The organism is Lentiprolixibacter aurantiacus (genome assembly GCF_026241225.1).
In the GTDB taxonomy this organism is placed as follows: Bacteria; Bacteroidota; Bacteroidia; order Flavobacteriales; family Flavobacteriaceae; genus Lentiprolixibacter; species Lentiprolixibacter aurantiacus.
In genome coordinates this window covers 112,607-131,657 of sequence record NZ_JAPFQP010000001.1, presented here as the reverse complement: position 1 = coordinate 131,657, position 19,051 = coordinate 112,607, and the positions used below count along the sequence as shown (strand labels likewise).

The 19,051-nt window shown below is 45.7% G+C and carries 16 protein-coding genes; 3 read left to right on the top strand and 13 right to left on the bottom strand.

The features are described 5' to 3' along the window. The first annotated feature begins 16 nt into the window (after positions 1-16). The gene (locus OO016_RS00570) at positions 17-1,585 is read left to right on the top strand and encodes a peptide MFS transporter (protein WP_266010070.1); all 1,569 of its coding nucleotides are present in this window, start codon (positions 17-19) and stop codon (positions 1,583-1,585) included. Positions 1,586-1,633: 48 nt separating this feature from the next. Further along, positions 1,634-3,400 (top strand): peptide MFS transporter, encoded by a 1,767-nt coding sequence (locus tag OO016_RS00565; RefSeq protein WP_266010069.1) that lies wholly within the window; start codon positions 1,634-1,636, stop codon positions 3,398-3,400. On the opposite strand, the gene OO016_RS00560 is transcribed toward OO016_RS00565, so the two are convergent. From OO016_RS00560 to surE, 5 genes are read right to left on the bottom strand one after another with little or no spacing between them, the layout of a single operon-like run. After that, positions 3,360-5,420 carry a ComEC/Rec2 family competence protein gene (locus OO016_RS00560; RefSeq protein ID WP_266010068.1) on the bottom strand — a complete coding sequence of 687 codons (2,061 nt, stop codon included), beginning with the start codon at positions 5,418-5,420 and terminating at the stop codon, positions 3,360-3,362. The two genes, OO016_RS00565 and OO016_RS00560, sit on opposite strands and share 41 nt — an antisense overlap. A gap of 1 nt (position 5,421) precedes the next feature. Further along, the gene (locus tag OO016_RS00555) at positions 5,422-5,988 is read right to left on the bottom strand and encodes a C40 family peptidase (RefSeq protein WP_266010067.1); all 567 of its coding nucleotides are present in this window, start codon (positions 5,986-5,988) and stop codon (positions 5,422-5,424) included. Positions 5,989-6,021: 33 nt separating this feature from the next. Further along, positions 6,022-7,131, bottom strand: coding sequence for a lipid-A-disaccharide synthase (gene lpxB / locus OO016_RS00550; protein ID WP_266010066.1), 1,110 nt, complete (start codon positions 7,129-7,131; stop codon positions 6,022-6,024). Position 7,132: 1 nt separating this feature from the next. After that, the gene (locus OO016_RS00545) at positions 7,133-7,417 is read right to left on the bottom strand and encodes a hypothetical protein (RefSeq protein ID WP_266010065.1); all 285 of its coding nucleotides are present in this window, start codon (positions 7,415-7,417) and stop codon (positions 7,133-7,135) included. Then, positions 7,410-8,189, bottom strand: a complete 780-nt coding sequence (gene surE, locus OO016_RS00540; protein ID WP_266010063.1) for a 5'/3'-nucleotidase SurE — start codon at positions 8,187-8,189, stop codon at positions 7,410-7,412. Before surE ends, OO016_RS00545 begins: the two co-directional genes overlap by 8 nt. 309 nt (positions 8,190-8,498) lie before the next feature. Here surE and OO016_RS00535 point away from each other — a divergent pair, with 309 nt between their 5' ends. Further along, positions 8,499-10,631 (top strand): carboxy terminal-processing peptidase, encoded by a 2,133-nt coding sequence (locus OO016_RS00535; protein ID WP_266010061.1) that lies wholly within the window; start codon positions 8,499-8,501, stop codon positions 10,629-10,631. Between the two features lie 80 nt (positions 10,632-10,711). On the opposite strand, the gene msrA is transcribed toward OO016_RS00535, so the two are convergent. The 8 genes from msrA to purH all read right to left on the bottom strand — a co-directional run bounded on the left by msrA (position 10,712) and on the right by purH (position 18,973). Then, positions 10,712-11,254 carry a peptide-methionine (S)-S-oxide reductase MsrA gene (gene msrA, locus OO016_RS00530; RefSeq protein WP_266010060.1) on the bottom strand — a complete coding sequence of 181 codons (543 nt, stop codon included), beginning with the start codon at positions 11,252-11,254 and terminating at the stop codon, positions 10,712-10,714. Further along, the gene (gene msrB, locus OO016_RS00525) at positions 11,244-11,705 is read right to left on the bottom strand and encodes a peptide-methionine (R)-S-oxide reductase MsrB (protein ID WP_266010058.1); all 462 of its coding nucleotides are present in this window, start codon (positions 11,703-11,705) and stop codon (positions 11,244-11,246) included. Before msrB ends, msrA begins: the two co-directional genes overlap by 11 nt. A 126-nt stretch (positions 11,706-11,831) precedes the next feature. Further along, positions 11,832-13,115, bottom strand: a complete 1,284-nt coding sequence (gene rodA / locus OO016_RS00520; protein ID WP_266010056.1) for a rod shape-determining protein RodA — start codon at positions 13,113-13,115, stop codon at positions 11,832-11,834. Continuing rightward, a complete protein-coding gene (locus OO016_RS00515; protein WP_266010054.1) occupies positions 13,105-14,973 on the bottom strand; it encodes a peptidoglycan D,D-transpeptidase FtsI family protein in 1,869 nt (622 codons plus the stop codon). The genes rodA and OO016_RS00515 overlap by 11 nt, the downstream gene beginning before the upstream one ends. Then, positions 14,970-15,479 carry a rod shape-determining protein MreD gene (locus tag OO016_RS00510; protein ID WP_266010052.1) on the bottom strand — a complete coding sequence of 170 codons (510 nt, stop codon included), beginning with the start codon at positions 15,477-15,479 and terminating at the stop codon, positions 14,970-14,972. The genes OO016_RS00515 and OO016_RS00510 overlap by 4 nt, the downstream gene beginning before the upstream one ends. Continuing rightward, positions 15,466-16,287, bottom strand: a complete 822-nt coding sequence (mreC, locus tag OO016_RS00505) for a rod shape-determining protein MreC (RefSeq protein WP_266010051.1) — start codon at positions 16,285-16,287, stop codon at positions 15,466-15,468. The genes OO016_RS00510 and mreC overlap by 14 nt, the downstream gene beginning before the upstream one ends. A gap of 68 nt (positions 16,288-16,355) precedes the next feature. Further along, complete coding sequence (locus OO016_RS00500) at positions 16,356-17,384, bottom strand: rod shape-determining protein (protein ID WP_266010050.1); 1,029 nt, start codon at positions 17,382-17,384, stop codon at positions 16,356-16,358. A 56-nt stretch (positions 17,385-17,440) separates the two neighbouring features. Continuing rightward, positions 17,441-18,973, bottom strand: coding sequence for a bifunctional phosphoribosylaminoimidazolecarboxamide formyltransferase/IMP cyclohydrolase (gene purH, locus OO016_RS00495; protein ID WP_266010048.1), 1,533 nt, complete (start codon positions 18,971-18,973; stop codon positions 17,441-17,443). Positions 18,974-19,051 lie beyond the last annotated feature (78 nt).

The following is a 19,051-nucleotide window of genomic DNA, read 5'->3' as shown; positions in this document are numbered from 1 at the left end:
CCAACCCGTAACCATTATGGCAATTGTAGAAAAATCACCTATTGATAAAAGATTATTTGGTCATCCTGTAGGCTTATATATCCTGTTCCTTACAGAGATGTGGGAACGATTCTCCTACTATGGAATGCGGGCCATATTAGTACTTTACCTGGTAGCTGAAACGGCAGCAGACAACCCTGGTCTGGGATGGGCTAATGACAGTGCCATCGCCCTGTATGGCTGGTATACCATGTTTGTTTATGTGGCTTCTATTCCCGGTGGGATTATAGCAGACAAACTCCTGGGTCAGCGCAAATCTGTATTCGTTGGAGGATTATTGCTTGTGGCCGGGCACAGTGTCCTGGCAATTGAACAACTCTGGGCATTTTATTCCGGTTTGATATTAATTGTAATGGGGGTTGGAATGCTAAAGCCAAACATTTCCACTATGGTTGGCGGGTTATATCCCAAAAAGGAACAGAACAAGCGAGATATGGGCTTCTATATCTTCTATATGGGGATCAATTTAGGTGCAGCTGCTGCAGCTTTAATAGTGGGGTACATAGGAGAAAATATAGGCTGGCATTACGGATTTGGACTGGCTGGTATTGGAATGGCATTAGGCCAGCTTACTTACTGGTATGGCCAGCGCTACCTGAAACATGTTGGGAACCTGGTGGTAGATACCAGGGAAGACACTGAGAAAAAGGAAAGCACCAATCTCATAGGAGCCATTTTTAACCACAGTAATTCCCTTGCCGGATTTACAGTCACCGTTCTGGCCGGGATAGCGGTATGGGTTTTTGGGGGGTCCTGGTCCTACGGCCTGCTGATCATTGGGTTGGCATTCGCAGTAGGGGTAGGTATTGTGGTCTACAACGATGGAAACAAGATTGAAAAGGACCGCATTCTGGTCACTTATTTGTCATTCCTTATCATAATTATCTTCTGGGGTGCATTCGAACAGGCCGGGGGCTTGATGAATGTTTATGCCAAACAAAAAACGGATCTGATGCTGGGAGGTTTTGAAATACCAGCAAGCTGGTTCCAGTCCGTAAATGCACTTTTCATCCTCATCTTTGCCACTATAGTAGGAAGCATCTGGGTTTGGTGGAAGAACCGCAACAGGGAATCTTCTTCCCTTTTTAAGATGGCCATTGGGGTAATTATTATGGGCTGGGGTTTCTTCTTCATGTCGGTTGCCAGCCAGGAAGTTAGTTATGACGCTGCCGGGGAGATCATTCAGAAATCTGGAATGCAATGGCTCGTTCTGGCCTATTTATTCCACACGCTGGGAGAATTGTGTGCTTCGCCTGTGGCCTTGTCTTTTATTACCAAACTGGCACCAGACAGGTGGATGGCTTTTATGATGGGGGCATACTTTGCGGCTACAGGACTTGGTAATAAAGTGGCCGGCCTGCTCGGTGAATCGGCTACCGATTTTGGTGAATTTGCCATTTTTACCGGGATCGGGGTATTCTGTACCATCTTCGGGATCCTGGTAATCCTGGTACTCAAGCCTCTCAAACGCCTTACACATGGAGCTGAAGAACTGGAAGGTTCTCAACACGATGAAACGGAAGGTTTTGAGCTTGCCGACGAATAAGTGTCCGATTACTTTTTTTGAACAAACCAAACAACCAATAAGCCAATTATGAACACGGATATTGAAAATCTATTCAAAGACAAGGTATTGGGTCACCCTGCCGGTCTGATGATCTTGTTTTTTACCGAAATGTGGGAGCGCTTCTCCTTTTACGGGATGCGCATTTTGCTGGTGCTCTTTCTGACGGCTCCACTAATCAGTGACAATCCGGGATGGGAGTGGCCCAGGGAAAATGCGCTCGCGCTTATTGGCACCTACGCTTCCCTGCTCTACCTGACTCCTATTATTGGAGGGCATATTGCGGACAAGTATACCGGATACAAGGGCGCTGTGATTATTGGTTGTTTTATTATGACCCTGGGTCATGCTTCCATGGCGCTGGAGATGACCTGGTCATTTTACCTGGGATTAGCATTGTTGGTAATAGGGACCGGGTTCTTCAAACCGAATATTACTTCAGTGATCTCCGAAATGTACAAAGGCAAGGAATCCAAAAAAGACGGTGCGTATACCATTTTTTACATGGGGGTAAACGCAGGGGCATTCTTTGGTATGATGCTTTGTGGATACCTGGCAGAGAATTACGGCTGGTCCTGGGGTTTTGGTCTTGCAGGTATTTTTATGTTCCTGGGTATGCTGCAATTCTGGATGGCCAGTAGCCTGTTCGGGAAGGTTGGGGCCAAACCTGAAAAAAATGTGATTGAGGAGGTTGAATCTTCTGAAGAAACAACCGAGTCCGAAGATACAGAGCGGCTTAACCCCTTTACCCTTTTTGATAAGATCCTTATTGTAGTATCTGCCCTGGGTGGATTACTCTACCTCTTTAATGATCCTATTTCCAAGATTAGCGATCAGAATATCTTGAATTTCAGCTTAGGGGGTCTGGACGGGTCCTATGTGGTTGTGCTCATTGCCCTGATACTTTTTCTTTTCCTGATTATATCCAGGACGTTCCGATACACCAGGGTGGTGAGAGACCGTATAATTGCTGTTGCCATATTCGGTATTTTTACCGTTTTCTTTTTCTCGGCATTCGAACAAAGCCTGGGATCCATGACTTTGTTTGCAAGAGACTATACCAACCGGACTTTGATAGGATCGGCTTCCATTATTTTTAAGGTAGTGGATGCGCTCTTAACAACGGTGCCTCTTATCGTAATTACCTGGGTACTTTACCTGTTATTTAAAAAGACTTACCAGCGCATTCCATTTTCCAACCTTACCCTTGCCCTGGCATTTGTTGGCATCTGGGGGCTGGTTATCTGGAGGCTATTCGATAAATTTTCTCAGGAAGGCAATGAAGTTGAAGCCAGTTGGTTCGCCATCCTCAATTCATTTTTTATCATCACCCTGGCACCTTTGTTTTCCAGGTGGTGGGAAAGCAAATACAATCCCAGTGCAGCTATGAAATACGGCCTTGGCTTGATATTGTTGGGACTGGGTTTTGCCATACTGGCATTTGGATCAATGGGGATACCCCAGGGAGCCAAAACGGCTTCGGTGAGCATGGTTTTCCTAATCCTGGCATATCTGCTCCATACCATGGGAGAATTATGCCTTTCCCCTGTAGGGCTTTCATACCTGAGTAAACTAGTGCCTGCCAGAATGATTGGCTTCATGTTTGGTATATGGTATCTCGCCATTGCCATTGGTCAAAAATTGGCAGGATCTCTTGGGGGTCTCATAGACAAGGTGACGGAACAGTATTCCCTGACCGTGTTTTTCCTGATTTTCACATTGGCTCCCATTGGGGCGGGTTTGGTTGCCATATTGCTTAATCGACTGTTGAAGAAATTGATGCACGGCGTTCGTTAGGCGAAGGCTGACTCCTGAACTCAAAAGCACCATCCCGTCCTGTATAGTGGAAGGGGATGTTGCTGGACCTTGCACTTTGCCGCCATCTGTCTACCAGATAGGGCGGACTGCTTCCGTCTGCTATGATCTTTTTGGGAGAATATGCAGCCAGGTAACGATCCAGGTTAATCCTCGGCGAGTGGGTGAGCCATAAATAATCGATTTCCTTTTCAGATAAAACCAATAAACTGCTATCCAGGCGGATGAGGGATTCCCCGTTAATGACATAGCTGTTTTTTAAGGGGTACTCTTTATACGCCCGGGTACGTGCGCCGAGTTTATAATTCTTAAGTGTGTGGGGATATATAGTTTTTGCCGATGTATGGGTTGTAAGTTGTTTTCCATTTTGGCTGATCAGTATTGGATCCCCGTATTGATGCCCGATTATGAGGCGACTGGTATTTCCGGTATCCCAGGCATAAAAAATGCCGCATAGCTGAATCATCAGGAATGAAGCCAGGGTTAGTCGCACCCATTTCGCTCCTGGTTTCTGAAGCATTCGAATCAAACAGAAAATTAACAGATAAGTAAGGGCCAGTTCAAGGGGTCCGAAGGGGAGGTTTTCAAAGTGAAAAGAATCCATTCCCGAGATCCAGGCAATAAATTCATTAAGGTAGTAAATAGCGGAGCCGTAAAAATCAACAAGCAATTGCGGCAGCTGATTTATTAAGGCAAGCAGGCTAACTGCAAAACCTGTTCCCAGTATTAGCCCAAGGAAGGGAATGACCACCAAACTTGACACCATAAACAAACCGGGGAACTGATGAAAATAGAATAGGCTTATGGGAAAAACACCTAATTGAGCAGACAGTGAAACAGCCGCAACCTGCCAGATTCGTTTTGCAATTAGAACCCTTGGCTGCCACTTACGAACAAGCACCGGATATATCCATAAAATGCCACCTACAGCCGCATAGCTCATCTGAAAGCCCACCTCAAAAATCAGCAGCGGGTTGATCAGCAGGAGCAGGAAAAGCAGTGATAAGGCCAGGGTATTGTAGCCGTGGGTAACACGGTTAAGGAATAGGGAATAGGCGAGGAAGGAGAACATAGCTACTGCCCGTATGACCGAAGGGCCAAATCCGGCTAGTAAGGCATAGCCCCATAATAGAATCACGGAAAGGGTAAGGGCCACCTGTTTGCCACCAGGAAGCCTGGTCAGGGGTTGGAGTAAAAATCTAAGTAAAAGGAGTATTATTCCTACGTGAAGGCCTGAAATGGCCAGGATATGTATGGCCCCTGCTTTTCTGTATGCATCGAAGGTCTCTGGTGAAACATCGGCTCGTTCTCCCAGAAGCATGGCCTTGACAATGCTTAGTTCCCGTTCCGGGATCCCGGTTTCGTGCAATTTGTTCAATAAAGTTTTTCGTAAACCGGATGCCCATCCGCGAAGGGTCTTTGGGGAGGAGTTTAGTGTATGGAGGTAAGGGGATGAAGTGTGCAGCTGAAGGTAGATATTTCGTTTTTCCAGGTATTGGGCATAATCCCACTGATAGGGATTTAATGCCGGTGTAATTTCTCGGGCGCTGCCCCAGACCAGGATTTCGTCATCCAAATTCAAGTTTACCGAATCGCTGCGTTTTATCCTTAACTGTATGCTGCCCCTGGCCGGATTCTGGTCCAGGGAAAGCACTCTGGCCCTGTAAACGCTGCTGAAAGGTGTGGGTTTTTCTATTCCACGAATTTTCAGATGCCACAGTTGCATTTGAGATATATGGACATTATTATAATGACCTTCGTGATGTAACTCAGACGAAAGGGCATAGCTCAATATACCTGCCGAGAGGGTAGTGATAGCGGCACAGATCCCAAAAAGAACTGACTTTCCCCGGCTAAACAGAAAAGAAATAGCCAGTAACACTACACTTATTGCTGAGGTGACTATTGCAAGAGTTGGACCGATATTCAGCACGTACCCTGACAATATCCCCAGGATAAGCAGGCATGCCAGCTTAACAGCCAGGAAGTTCATTGGCTTCATCCTAAAGGATACGGGTTGCCTTTACAAATGCGTAATTCCAGAATCCTTCACGGAGCGAAGAAACAATAACCCCCCGGGAGGTCGTAGCGTGTATGAATTTAATTTCCTGTTCATTAACCGAAACCACCAGTCCTACATGGTTGATGCGCTTTCCCCTTGAGTTTGTTTTGAAGAACAGGAGGTCTCCTTTTTCCACTTCATCGATCCTGATCTTGCGACCCAGGTCAGCCATTAAATGGGAGGTACGTGGCAGGTCTACTTCATGTTTTGAGAAGGAGATAAATAAAAGCCCTGAACAGTCCATTCCTTTCGTGGTGGTCCCCCCATATTTATACTTCACACCGGAATAGGAAAGGGCTGTGTTGATTACTTGTTCGGCTTTGAGGGTATGGGAATCGAGCGTAGTTTCGGGAGTTTCGATTTCTTCCGGTGCCGAGCTTAATACAGGCTCCGGGGCAGAGGCACCTACGGTTACCTGTCTTGATTTGCCATAGGTGGTGCGCTTTTTTACGGCGCCACAGCCAATCAGTAAGAATACAGCAAAAACAAGTACTAAATACCTAACCATCACAGGAATTATAACTCCCTTTTACTGCTAAAATTACATTTTTTCCAGAATTAACCTTGCAGTTTTGCGACTTGCACCCGGTCCGCCGAGCTTTTCTTTTAATTCCTGATAGTCCTTGATCTGCTGCTCCCGTTCGGGCCCGGATAAGATTTTTCTAAGGGACTCGCTCAGGTTATTTGGGGTAAGATCGGACTGGATAAGCTCCTCAACAACTTCTTTTCCCATAATGAGGTTAACCAGGGAGATATAATTGAGGGTAATCAGTCTTTTCGCTATTTGATAGGACAACCAGTTCCCTTTGTAGCAAACCACCTGCGGAATCCCGATGAGGGCTGTTTCCAGTGTTGCCGTACCGCTGGTTACCAGTGCGGCTTCTGAAATGCTCAGCAACTCGTAGGTTTTATTCCTAATCAATGTCACATTGCTGTCTTTGAGGATTTCTTTATAAAATGAGGCATCCAGACCTGGGGCGCCGGCTACCACAAATTGATACTGCGGATAATCAGCGGAAGTTTGCAGCATAATGGCAAGCATACGGGAAACCTCCTGTTTGCGGCTACCAGGAAGTAGCGCTATAACGGGCTTTTTGGGGTCAAGGCCATGGGCTTCCCGGAAACTTTCCGAAGATATTTCAGGCCTGTTTTCCATGGCATCCAGAAGCGGGTGCCCCACAAAGGTAACCTCCATCCCTTTCTGAGCATAGAATTCGGTTTCAAAAGGGAGAATAACATACATGTGGTCTATATCTCTTTTTATTTTTTCTACCCTCCCGGCCCTTGAGGCCCATACCTGGGGTGAGATATAGTAATTTGTAGTAAAATTCTGTGTTTTAGCCCATTGGGCTATCCGGAGGTTAAACCCAGAGAAGTCTATAAAAATGATAACATCTGGTGAAAATTTGGTTATATCCTCTTTGCAAAAGCGTATGTTTTTCAGGATAGTGCCCAGATTCAGGAGCACCTCCAGAAATCCCATAAAGGCCATTTCCTTATAATGCCTTGCCAGGGTTCCTCCGGCTTCTTCCATGAGGTCGCCACCCCAGCAACGTATATTGGCATTGGGGTCTTCCTTCTTCAGGGCCCTGATCAGATTGGAGCCATGCAGATCACCCGAAGCTTCCCCTGCTATGATGTAGTACTTCATCCTAAAATAACTTGTAATAAAGGATCACCAGGGCGGTTAGTACTGTTGCCATTAAGACTCCGCGGGCACGGTGGTCCCGCCTCAGCTTTAAGAAACCAAAAAAGGCAAAGAGGTTCAGGATAGCACCCAGTGCGAGAAGGCTTCCTACATGTCCCTGTTCAACAGCCACTTCCCAGGTGTCCTGTATACCCAGATCCGAAAAGAGCAGTATATAAAGCAAAGTGCCTATGGTATTGGCGATAACTCCAACTCCAAAGCCAATAAGTGTTTCCTTGTTTCTATTCATTTAATGTCCAGTTGTTAACGTCCTGTATGGCATGGTGTGCAGTCAGATCAAATTGGGTAGGTACTACCGAAATATATCCATTAGCAAGTGCCCACTCATCGGTATCCTCACCCTTGTCAAGTAACACAAACTCTCCCGTAAGCCAGTAGTAATCCTTGCCCATGGGGTTAGTCCTCTTATCGAACTTCTCTTTCCAGTTAGCCCGGGCCTGCCGGCATACCTTGATGCCCTTCGGACTTTCCCCATTTGTCCTGGGTATATTAACATTGAGTACCACCCCGTTTGGAATACCGCGCTCAAGGGCTTGTCTTACTATGGTCTTCACGAATTGTTCAGCGGGTTCAAAATCGGCATCCCAGGAATAATCGCAGAGGGAGAATCCAATAGCAGGTATTCCTTCTATCCCGGCCTCTATGGCTGCACTCATTGTGCCGGAATAAATGACATTGATGGAAGCGTTAGAACCATGGTTGATCCCGCTTACACAGATGTCTGGCTTTTTGGGCAACAGCTCCTGAAGCGCCAGCTTGACGCAATCTGCCGGGGTGCCACTGCAACTAAATTCAACAGGAGCATCCTTTCCCTGTTCAAAGATCACCTGTTTGGAATACAGGGTATTATCCAGGGTAATGGCATGTCCCATTCCTGACTGCGGACTATCAGGAGCAACCACCATAACATTCCCGATCTCCTTCATATAACGCACCAGAGCTCGCAGTCCGGGAGCGGTTATACCATCGTCATTGGTGACCAGAATCAGTGGTTTTGACATTCCGTATACTTTATAGGACAAAAATACGTTTTAATACGGTATTGCCGAAGTAGGGACGGGTGCATTGTTAGTTTGAAAGCTACATGTTTCCCGGCTTTTTTTATAAGCTCCAACGAACGATATTTTTAAAAGTCGGGACCCTTAAAGTGCAGTGCCTTGGGGCTTTAACATAAAATTAATGCCGGGCCCGGTCTCACTGGCATGGTTTTTTCAGTATATTAGAGACTTAAAAATTGACTATTTCTGTATTATTCGTTCGGAAACGGATTAATGAAGGAGATACGGATTAATAAGCCTAAAGAAAAGTACATGAAAAAGAATTTCATTCTTGGATTTTTAATAATCCTGATTGCGGTTGCATCCTGCAGTTTTACCAACAAATCTTTTGAGACAGACGACAAGGACAAACTACTGCTTGACCTTATCACATATGTCCTGGAGCGCGGCCATTATGAACCCAAGAACATCAACGATGATTTTTCGGTAAATGTTTTTGAGGACTTCCTCGAAACCATTGATCCAACGAAAAGGTACTTCCTTGAGAGGGACATAATGGAATTTGAACAGTATAAATTCCAGATAGACGACCAGATTAAAAATACCGATATCAGCTTCTTCAACCTTGTATACGATCGTTTGATGATCCGAATGGAGGAGGCACGGGATATCTACACTGAAGTAATGGATTCCCCGTTTGATTTCAGCGTGGAAGAAACCATTAATATTGATTATGAAAATCTCGATTACTCCAGATCTAAGAAAGAACTGAAGGAACGCTGGAGAAAACAGATGAAATTGAATACCATAGCTACCTATGGCAGCAAAATCAACAATGAAAAAATAAAGGCGGAAACCGAGAAAGGGTATAAGCCCTTATCCCTCTCCGAAATAGAGGAGAGCGCCCGGGTTTCAACCCGTGAACAAACCGAAGATTATTTCGACGTGGTTTTCAACGAAATGGAGCGGAAGGATTGGTTTGTGATTTACCTTAACACCATTGCCCATGAATTTGACCCGCACACCCTGTATTTCGCTCCTGAAGCCAAAGACAGGTTTGACATAGATATGTCAGGTAAATTCGAGGGGATCGGGGCCAGGTTGCAGAAGAAACCCGAAGGGGCTCAGATCGTGGAAATCATTTCCGGTGGCCCGGTCTGGAGAGACCAGAAAATCGAAGTAGGTGACCAGATCCTGAAAGTAGCCCAGGATGGAGAAACACCTGTGGATATTGTAGGAATGAGGCTTGATGATGCAGTTAAGCTGATCAAAGGACCCAAAGGTACAGTCGTGAACCTTACCGTTAGAAAGATGGATGGTACCATTGAAGAAATTTCAATTACCCGTGACGTGGTTGAGGTGGAAGAAGGTTATGCAAAATCTGCTACTGTAACCCAGGGAAAATACAAGTTTGGCATTATAGACCTTCCCAAGTTCTACGCAGATTTTGATAATTACGCAGAGAAGAACGCTGCTACTGATGTAGCCAGGGAAGTGAAGCGCCTGAAGCAGGAAGGTGTTCAGGGCCTGGTCCTGGACCTTCGCGACAACGGGGGGGGTTCATTACAGACTGTAGTGGAAATGGCCGGTTTGTTTATCAAAGATGGCCCTATTGTACAGGTCAAGTCTTCGGGGAGCGATAAGGCCGTATACGAGGATAAAGACGAACGAATTCAGTGGGACGGTCCCCTGGTAATCCTTGTGAACGAACTCTCTGCCTCCGCTTCAGAAATTATGGCTGCAGCTATGCAGGACTATAAGCGTGCCGTTGTAATTGGCAGCAAACAGACCTTTGGAAAAGGAACTGTGCAGCGATTTATCCCGCTTGAGAACATTGTACACAGCAACGAGTATGGCGACCTTGGTGCTTTAAAGATTACTACCCAGAAATTTTACAGGGTAAACGGAGAGTCTAACCAGCTTAAGGGAGTGGAGAGTGATGTTGTAGTTCCGGACCGCTACAGCTATATAGACCTCGGTGAGAAGGACCAGGATAACCCACTGCAATGGGACAAGATTACTCCTGCCAAATACCAGCCCTGGGAAGGATACATCGATTATGAAACTACCATTGCCAATAGTAAAAGGAGGATGAACCAGCATCCCCAAATCAAATTGATTGAGGAAAATGCCCAATGGCTTAAGCAACAGCAGGAGCAGACCCTGATATCGCTTAACTACGAAATCTATAAGGTTGAAGAAGAAAAGAACAAGGAACGTTCCAATTACTTCAAGACCATATCTAAATACGATTCAAAACTCACTTTTGAATCCCTTAAATACGAAAAGGAGTTGTTTACGCAGGATCCGATATTGCGAGAAAAGAGAGATCGCTGGCATCAGGACCTGGCCAAGGACGTTTATGTTGAGGAGGCTGTTAATGTACTGCAGGATCTCAGGATAAACAACATCAAAAATGGCAAGTTAGCCAGTGTTAAAGGTTAATTAAATACCCGGTTACAAAAAAGCCTTGCTGTTTTGAGCAAGGCTTTTTTGTTTCCAAATATCGTGTTATCAGGAAGGCTTTATTTCTTCAGCATGTCTGCATAATGTTCCCGCAACCTGGATAGCTTTGGGGTTATAACATACTGGCAGTAGCCTTGTGCGGAATTGTTTTCGTAATAGTCCTGGTGGTAGTCTTCGGCTTCAAAGAACTTCGGAAGGGGACTTAATTCCGTTACCACAGGATTCTCGTAGTAGGTTTTCATTTCGTCAAGGACGCCATGTGCTATCTCTTTCTGGTATTCATCATGGAAAAAGATTACAGAGCGATATTGTGTTCCCACATCGGCCCCTTGTCGGTTGAGTGTGGTGGGATCATGGGTGGTCATAAATATTACCAGCAGATCCCGGTATGTGATCAGCCCCGGGTCAAAGGTAATTTGCACCACTTCCGCGTGCCCAGTAAGGCCGGAACATACTTCACGGTAAGTTGGTTTTCCGGGCACCTGTCCACCAGCATAGCCCGAAACTACTTCAATTACTCCGTTAACATGCTGGAAAATGGCCTCTGTACACCAGAAACAACCTCCTCCAAAGGTTGCCTTCTCATGGGCATCAATCTTCATGTTCCCCTGTTTTTAAAAGCTTTATTGATTCTGAATTCACACAGTAACGCAACCCACTTGGCTCCGGTCCGTCAGGAAACACATGGCCAAGATGCCCGTCGCATGTGTTGCAGAGCACTTCCACCCGGACCATCCCGAAAGAAGTATCCCTGTGGTACTTGATGGCATTATCCTTTATGGGCTGGGTAAAACTTGGCCAGCCTGTTCCAGATTCGAATTTAATGCTGGAATCGAACAGTTCGGTCCCACAGCAGATACAGGCGTATTTGCCGGCCTCGTGGATGTCGCACAGCGCTCCGGAATGAGGCATTTCAGTTCCTTTTTGTCGTGTAATCCTGAATTGTTCGGGAGTGAGCAATTCCCGCCACTCTTTTTCGGTTTTTTCGACGCGATTATCGGGGTCGGGATTTCCTTTAGTGCTAAATCGGATAACGTCTTTCCAGGTCAGCATGGGTAAAAATTACTTATTGGTTTTAAACCGTTTCCAAAAGAATGTAAAGGTCGATATAAAATCAAAACCTTACAGTTAATCTTGTCTTAAGCTTTGAATGCTATACAATAGCCCCAGACTGTACAATTAGAGCCATTCGTTAAGCCTGTTGGCATCGAGCTTAATAAAGATGAAGAGAAGAATGGTGAAGCCAAGCAGGCCGGATCCGCCATAACTGAAGAAAGGCAGAGGGATCCCTATGGTTGGCAGTATTCCGATAACCATACCTACATTGATAAAATAATGGATAAGCAAAATGGAAATTACCCCATAGCCATACATCCTGCTGAAATCACTTTTTTGTCGTTCCGCCAGATATACCAGCCGAAGCAACAATAGGGTAAACAGAAGAACTACGATAGCAGTACCCATAAAACCCCATTCTTCCCCAACCGTACTGAATATATAATCGGTATGTTGTTCCGGAACAAAATCACCTTTCGTACGTGTACCTTCAAGGAATCCTTTGCCCCAAGGCCCGCCTGATTCTATTGCTTTTTCGGACTGGTAGGTGTTGTAACCAATGGTCTTTCGGATTTGTTCGAGTTTGGCGGGATCTTTTTCCAATCGCAGCCACAGACTGAACCTATCACGGTGGCGCTGCTCGAAAACATGATTGAAAACAAGGTTTACCGATAGTGAAAAACCTATGGCCAGAACATAGAACATGATCAGGGGTAGTGTAGGTACCTTAAAAGAAGCTTTCTTTACCAGCAGGAATATGGTGATGAGCAATGCCAGTCCAATAGCCATCCAAGCAGTGCCGTACATGAGGGTGGTGATGAAAATTACAATTAAAAGCAGGGCAATCCAGAGATAGGCCAAGGGAAGCCCTTCCCGGAATAAAACAAAGATCAGTGCTGCGAAGACCAGGGCACTGCCCGGATCAGGTTGCGGGACAATGAGCATCATCGGGATAAGGATGATCAGCAGTGCATAAAACTGATCTTTCCTGCGCTTGATGTCTGTCTGAATGTCACTGAGGTATTTGGCAAGTGCAAGTGCTGTGGCAAACTTTGCTAGCTCAGAAGGTTGCAGGTTGAAAAATCCCAGATCGTACCAGGAAGTGGCCCCTGCTATGGTTTTTCCAAACACAAAAAGACCAAGCAACAGTCCTATCATAATGATATACAATATGCTGGCAAAACGCTCATAAAGTGAAGCCTCGAGGGCAAGGACAATGACCACGGTAACCAGGCTCACGCCTATGAAAAAGAGTTGCTTACCGTACAACTGACTAAAATCTAGGATTGAGCCGGTATTCTCTGTCAGGGTCGCGGAGTAAATGTTAACCCATCCAATAGTCACCAATAAGAGAAAAAGAAAGATAGTAACCCAGTCAATCCGCCTAAGAAGCTGTTTACCAAACATACTCGTTTATCTTGAATTCTTCCCCACTGTACGGTTTGGCGTACTCATGCTCCAAGGTCTTTTCCAGCATTCGTTTTTCAAGGTCTTTCCGGGTAATTTCTCCTTTGAGGTATTTTTCTATCAGAAGGGATGCAATATGCCCGGCATAGCGTGCACCGTAATACCCGTTTTCAATATATACGGCCAGGGCTATCTTTGGGTTGTCAACCGGGGCAAATGCAACAAATACGGAATGGTCCGTTAACTGGGTCTTTACGCCGTTAATTCGTGTATAATTCTCCACAGTACCAGTTTTTCCTGCGATCTCAATGCCTGGTACCTGCAGCCATTTAGCGGTACCTTTTGTATAGACGTCAGCCATTCCACGAATTACGGGCTCAAAATGCTGCGGATCTATGGTTGTGTATTTGCGTTCTGAGAAATTGGATATATCCGCCTCTTCCCCTGCTATTTTTTTTATAAGGTGAGGGGTGTAGAAATAACCCCGATTGGCTATAGCAGCAGTCATATTGGCCAGTTGAATGGGTGTAGCGGCTACCTCGCCCTGGCCGATGGAGTTGGAAATAATAAAAGTTGAGGACCAGCGATTATCGCCGTAAACGCGATCGTAATATTCCTTGGAAGGAATTCTGCCTGGCCTGCCCGTAGGAAGGTCATAACCGAGGTAATTACCAAGTCCAAAACTTTTAATGTGTTTTTCCCAAACGTCCATGCCCTCGTCCGTAGTGGGATATTTATCGTACAGCTTACGGAAGGTCCCGGCGAAATAGGCATTGCAGGATTCGTAAATACCACTGGTCAGGTTACGTACTCCACCTCCACAATGGCAGCCCCTTTTTACATTCCCTACATAGAAGCCATTATAGCAACGGAAAGTGGTCTGTGGTTTAATTACACCTTCCTGCAGGGCAACCAGCGCGTTGAGTGTTTTGAATGGGGATCCGGGGGAAGGCTCAGCGAGTATCGCCCGGTCCCATGTGGGTTTGGATATAGTGTCGTAATGCAGTTTGCTGTAATTCCGTGAACGCTCTCTACCCACTAGCAGGGCAGGGTCATATGTGGGTCCGGATATCAAAGTAAGGATCTCACCAGACCCCGGCTCTATGGCTACAATACCACCGCGTTTACCCACCATTAGCCTTTCACCATATTCCTGCAACTCCTTGTCCAGGCTGATATGGATTTCCTTGCCCTGTTCCGGGAGGGTGTCCAGGGTGCCATTTTTATAAGGGCCAATATCCCGGTTAAAACGGTCTTTCTGAATAAATTTCACACCTTTTCTCCCCCTGAGGATTTCCTCATATTGCTTTTCTATACCGGTTCTACCGGTAAGTTCTCCCTGTACGTAGTAAGGATTCTTCCTCAGGTCGTCTTCATTAACCTCGCTAATGTAACCCAGTACATTGGCTCCACTTGGGGTGTCGTAATATCGTAAAGATCGTTTCTGAATGTAGAAGCCTTCGTACTTCCTCATTTTTTCCTGCAGGCGGGCATAGTCCTCCTTTGAAAGCTGAGGTACCAGTACGCTGGGAAGCCTGGGTGAATACACCCTGGCCTTTTTGAGACTCTTAATAAACTGATCCCGTTCAATTCCCAGAAGGGAGCAAAACTCCAGTGTATCAAGGGGTTTTACTTCCCTGGGGATAACCATCACGTCGTAAGCAGGCTGATTGGCCACCAGTAGTTTGCCATTCCTGTCATAGATATAACCGCGTTCTGGATAATCGTAGATGGCTTTTACCGCCGTATCCTCCAGCACCTGGTTAGGCGAGAACCTGAAAAGTTGCAAATAGGAAAGCCTGAGGACAAATGTGACCCCTATCAGCACAATAATGGAGGATAATAGTATCTTTTTCATTCTTTTTCCGGGCTGAATAATGAACTAAGCAGCGTGCACAGCACTATAGAACCAAGGACATTGAACAGCACTTTCTTCAAAAGTAAAAGCAAATTTGACAAACTAAAAATTTCCAGAGAATAGAATACAACGTGGTGTACTAAAATTAATAACGCCAAAAAGGTGAATTGTTGTACACGTGTTGTGTTGGAAAGCCTGAAACTTTGAAATTCATAGTTAACCCCGAATACGAATCGCATCATGGCCGGCCGAAGATAGGCTATAGTAACTGAAGCAGCGGCATGCAGGGCCAGTGTGTCCGAGAAAAGGTCTACCACCAGACCCAGGAAAAAACCAATACCTATAAACAGCATTCTATTTTCCTTAATTGGGAACCAGAAAAAAAACAGGATGTACACCATTGGGTTGACAAAACCCAGGAAATTGAGCTGGTTGAAAACAAGGACCTGAACCAGGACCAGCAAAACAAAGCGTACGATATGAATAAAAATGCTATTCCTGCCCATCCTCTATACTGTTTTGCAGTTCCAGGATTTCAGCCCGGTCCAGGTTTTCGATCAGGTAAACATTCCTGATGTTGGTCATGTCGTTAAAGAGTGCCACATCAATGCTGTAAAAACTTTGGGAGGTATTGAGGTCAAATTTTTTGATTACCCCTATGGGAATATTTTCAGGGAAGATACTGGACATGGCACCCGTTACGATGGTGTCCCCTACCATAAGGGGAACCAGTCTGGGGATATCCTCCAATTGTACCGTGGTAAAATCATTGCCATCCCAGGTGAGCGAACCAAAGTAACTGGTGTTCTTGATCTTGGCATTGATATTGGAATTGGTGTTCAGAATGCTTTGCACAATCGCATAATTATTTGAACTGGCTTCCACAATACCCAGTATCCCTTTTGCGGTTATCACGCCCATATCCTGAACAATGCCCTGCTTGCTCCCCAGGTTTATGGTGAGGTAATTCTTTTGGTTGCTGTAGCTGTTTTTGATCACCCTGCCGACAGATATCCTGTATTGCAGGTTTGTGGTGTCCATTTCCAGGCTGTCCAGGTAGGTCAGGTTGAATAGCTGGTTTCGCAGTTTCTCGATATCCTCTCTGAGAGATTTGTTTTCTGCCCTCAGGCTGAAATACGAAGATATATTGCTGGCGGTCTGAAAAATATTTCCGGAAACCCTGTTAGCCGAATTAAAGAATTTGGATTGGTGGAAAGAATGTGATTGGATGGTGAGCAGTAATGAGATGAACAAAAGCAGCAAATAAAGCAGTGTGGTCTTGTTCCGGATTAAGAAATTTATAATCTGCTGCATTCACTTTCCCTATTGGCGGAAATTAGACGATTTGAAGCGTAAAACAGGGTTCGATTTTTAAAATCGTCCTATTTAATCAAGATGCTCTTGTAGCGCTCCAGGTTTTTTAAGGCTATACCGGTTCCCCTCACAACAGCTCTTAGCGGATCCTCTGCGATGTAAACCGGAAGGTCTGTTTTCTGGGAAAGCCTCCTGTCCAATCCACGAAGCATTGAACCTCCACCTGCCAGGTAAATCCCCGTGTTGTATATATCGGCAGCCAGTTCTGGTGGAGTTTGCGATAAGGTTTCCATTACCGCATCCTCAACACGCAGGATGGATTTGTCCAGTGCCTTGGCAATTTCCCGATAAGAAATGGATACCTGCTTTGGTTTTCCTGTCAGCAGATCCCTGCCCTGAACAGACATTTCATCAGGGGGAGATTGCAGGTCTTCTGTAGCCGATCCAATCTGGATCTTAATATTTTCGGCGGTGCTTTCTCCAACGTAGAGATTATGCTGGGTACGCATATAGTAAATGATATCGTTTGTAAAGACATCACCCGCAATCTTAACCGATTTGTCGCAAACGATTCCGCCCAGGGCGATTACGGCAATTTCCGTAGTTCCACCTCCAATGTCCACGATCATATTTCCCTTGGGCTGCATGATGTCCAGGCCAATACCAATAGCAGCAGCCATAGGTTCATGGATAAGGTATACTTCTTTCCCGTTTACCCTTTCGGCCGATTCTTTTACCGCCCGCATTTCCACTTCGGTTATCCCGGAGGGGATGCAAATAACCATCCGCAGTGCTGGCGGGAACCATTTCTTCTTCAGAGCCGGGATATTCTTGATGAACATGTTGATCATCTTTTCCGAGGCGTCGAAATCTGCAATTACCCCATCCTTAAGCGGACGAATGGTCTTTATGTTTTCGTGTGTTTTACCCTGCATCATATTGGCTTCCTTGCCAACGGCGATGATCTTCCCAGAAACGCGATCCCTGGCTACAATAGAGGGGCTGTCCACTACAACTTTATCAGCATGGATAATCAGCGTATTTGCTGTGCCAAGATCTATGGCGATCTCCTCCGTTAAGAAATCAAAGAATCCCATTAATGCTCTGTTTTATTCCGATATACGGGTATATTTTATCGACAAAAGTAGTAAAATTAATGCTTAAAATGACGTGTGCCAGTCATTACCATGGAAATTCCATTGGCATTGCAGTAATCAATACTCAGCTCGTCTTTTATGGAGCCTCCGGGCTGTATTACACTACTGATTCCGTTCTTGTGTGCGATTTCCACACAATCCGGAAAAGGGAAAAACGCATCGCTTGCCATTACGGCTCCCTGCAAGTCAAATTCAAAGGACCTGGCCTTGTGTATGGCCTGGTTTAGTGCATCTACCCTGGAGGTTTGACCAGTACCACTGGCACAAAGTTGCTTCCCTTTAACCAGAACAATAGTATTGGATTTTGTATGCTTGCATATCTTGGAAGCAAAAAGCAGGTCTTCCACTTCCTTATCACCTGGTTTAAGATCGGTTACATATTGTAATCCTTCCCTGGAATCCGTACTTAAGTCGCGGTCCTGTACCAGGGCTCCGTTGAGGCATGAGCGCGTTATGGTAGGAGGCAGTTCATTGTGTTTCTGAACAAGCAGGATGCGGTTTTTCTTTCCTTTCAAGACCTCAAGAGCTTCATCGCTGTATGCCGGCGCAATAACTACCTCACAAAATAGCTTATGGATCTCATTAGCCGTAGGCAGGTCGATGGGTGTATTGCTGATCAGGATACCCCCGAAGGCAGATACGGGATCACCAGCCAGGGCGTCCAGGTAGGCATCGAGTACGGTTTCCCGTTGGGCGATGCCACAGGCATTGTTATGCTTTAAGACCGCAAAGGTGGGGGCTTCTCCCTGGAACTCAGCCATCAGGGTAACTGCAGCATCCACATCCAACAGGTTGTTGTAGCTCAGTTCTTTCCCATGTAACTTATCGAACATCCCATCCAGGTCCCCAAAAAAGTATCCCTTCTGATGAGGATTTTCACCATAGCGTAGTACCCTTCCCTGCATCTCGCTGATTTTTAGGGCAGCCAGGCTGTGATCGCGGTTAAAATAATTGAAAATTGCGGTATCGTAATGGGAAGAAATATTGAAGGCCCTTGCAGCAAATTGCTTCCTGTCTTCCAGGGTAGAAGCCCCTTCCTGTTTGTTTAGAAGATCCAGGAAATCATTGTAATCCCCACGGGAGGAAACACACCAGACATCCTTAAAATTTTTTGCTGCTGCACGAATCAGGGATATCCCTCCAATGTCTATCTTTTCTATGATATCCTGTTCCGAAGCACCGCTGGCCACCGTTTTTTCAAAGGGATAAAGATCCACGATCACGATGTCCAGCTGGGGGATTTCAAATTCTTCTAGCTGCGCAACGTCTCCGGCATTATCCTGACGGTTTAGGATTCCACCGAAGACTTTCGGGTGCAAGGTTTTAACACGCCCTCCCAGAATGGATGGATAACTGGTAACACTTTCCACCGGTATAACCGATATGCCCAGGTCTTTTATAAAGGCCTCTGTTCCTCCTGTGGAATAGATAGTGATTCCCAGTTCATCTAATTTTTTAACTATGGGCTCCAGGCCCTCCTTGTGAAAGACGGAAATAAGTGCTGAGGTGGCTTTTTTCAGGGTGCTCATCGGGTTGATTCTCAAAATTGATTAAGAACCAAAAATAATGTTTTTAGCCGGAGATAATTCCCCGGGTTATTAACAAAA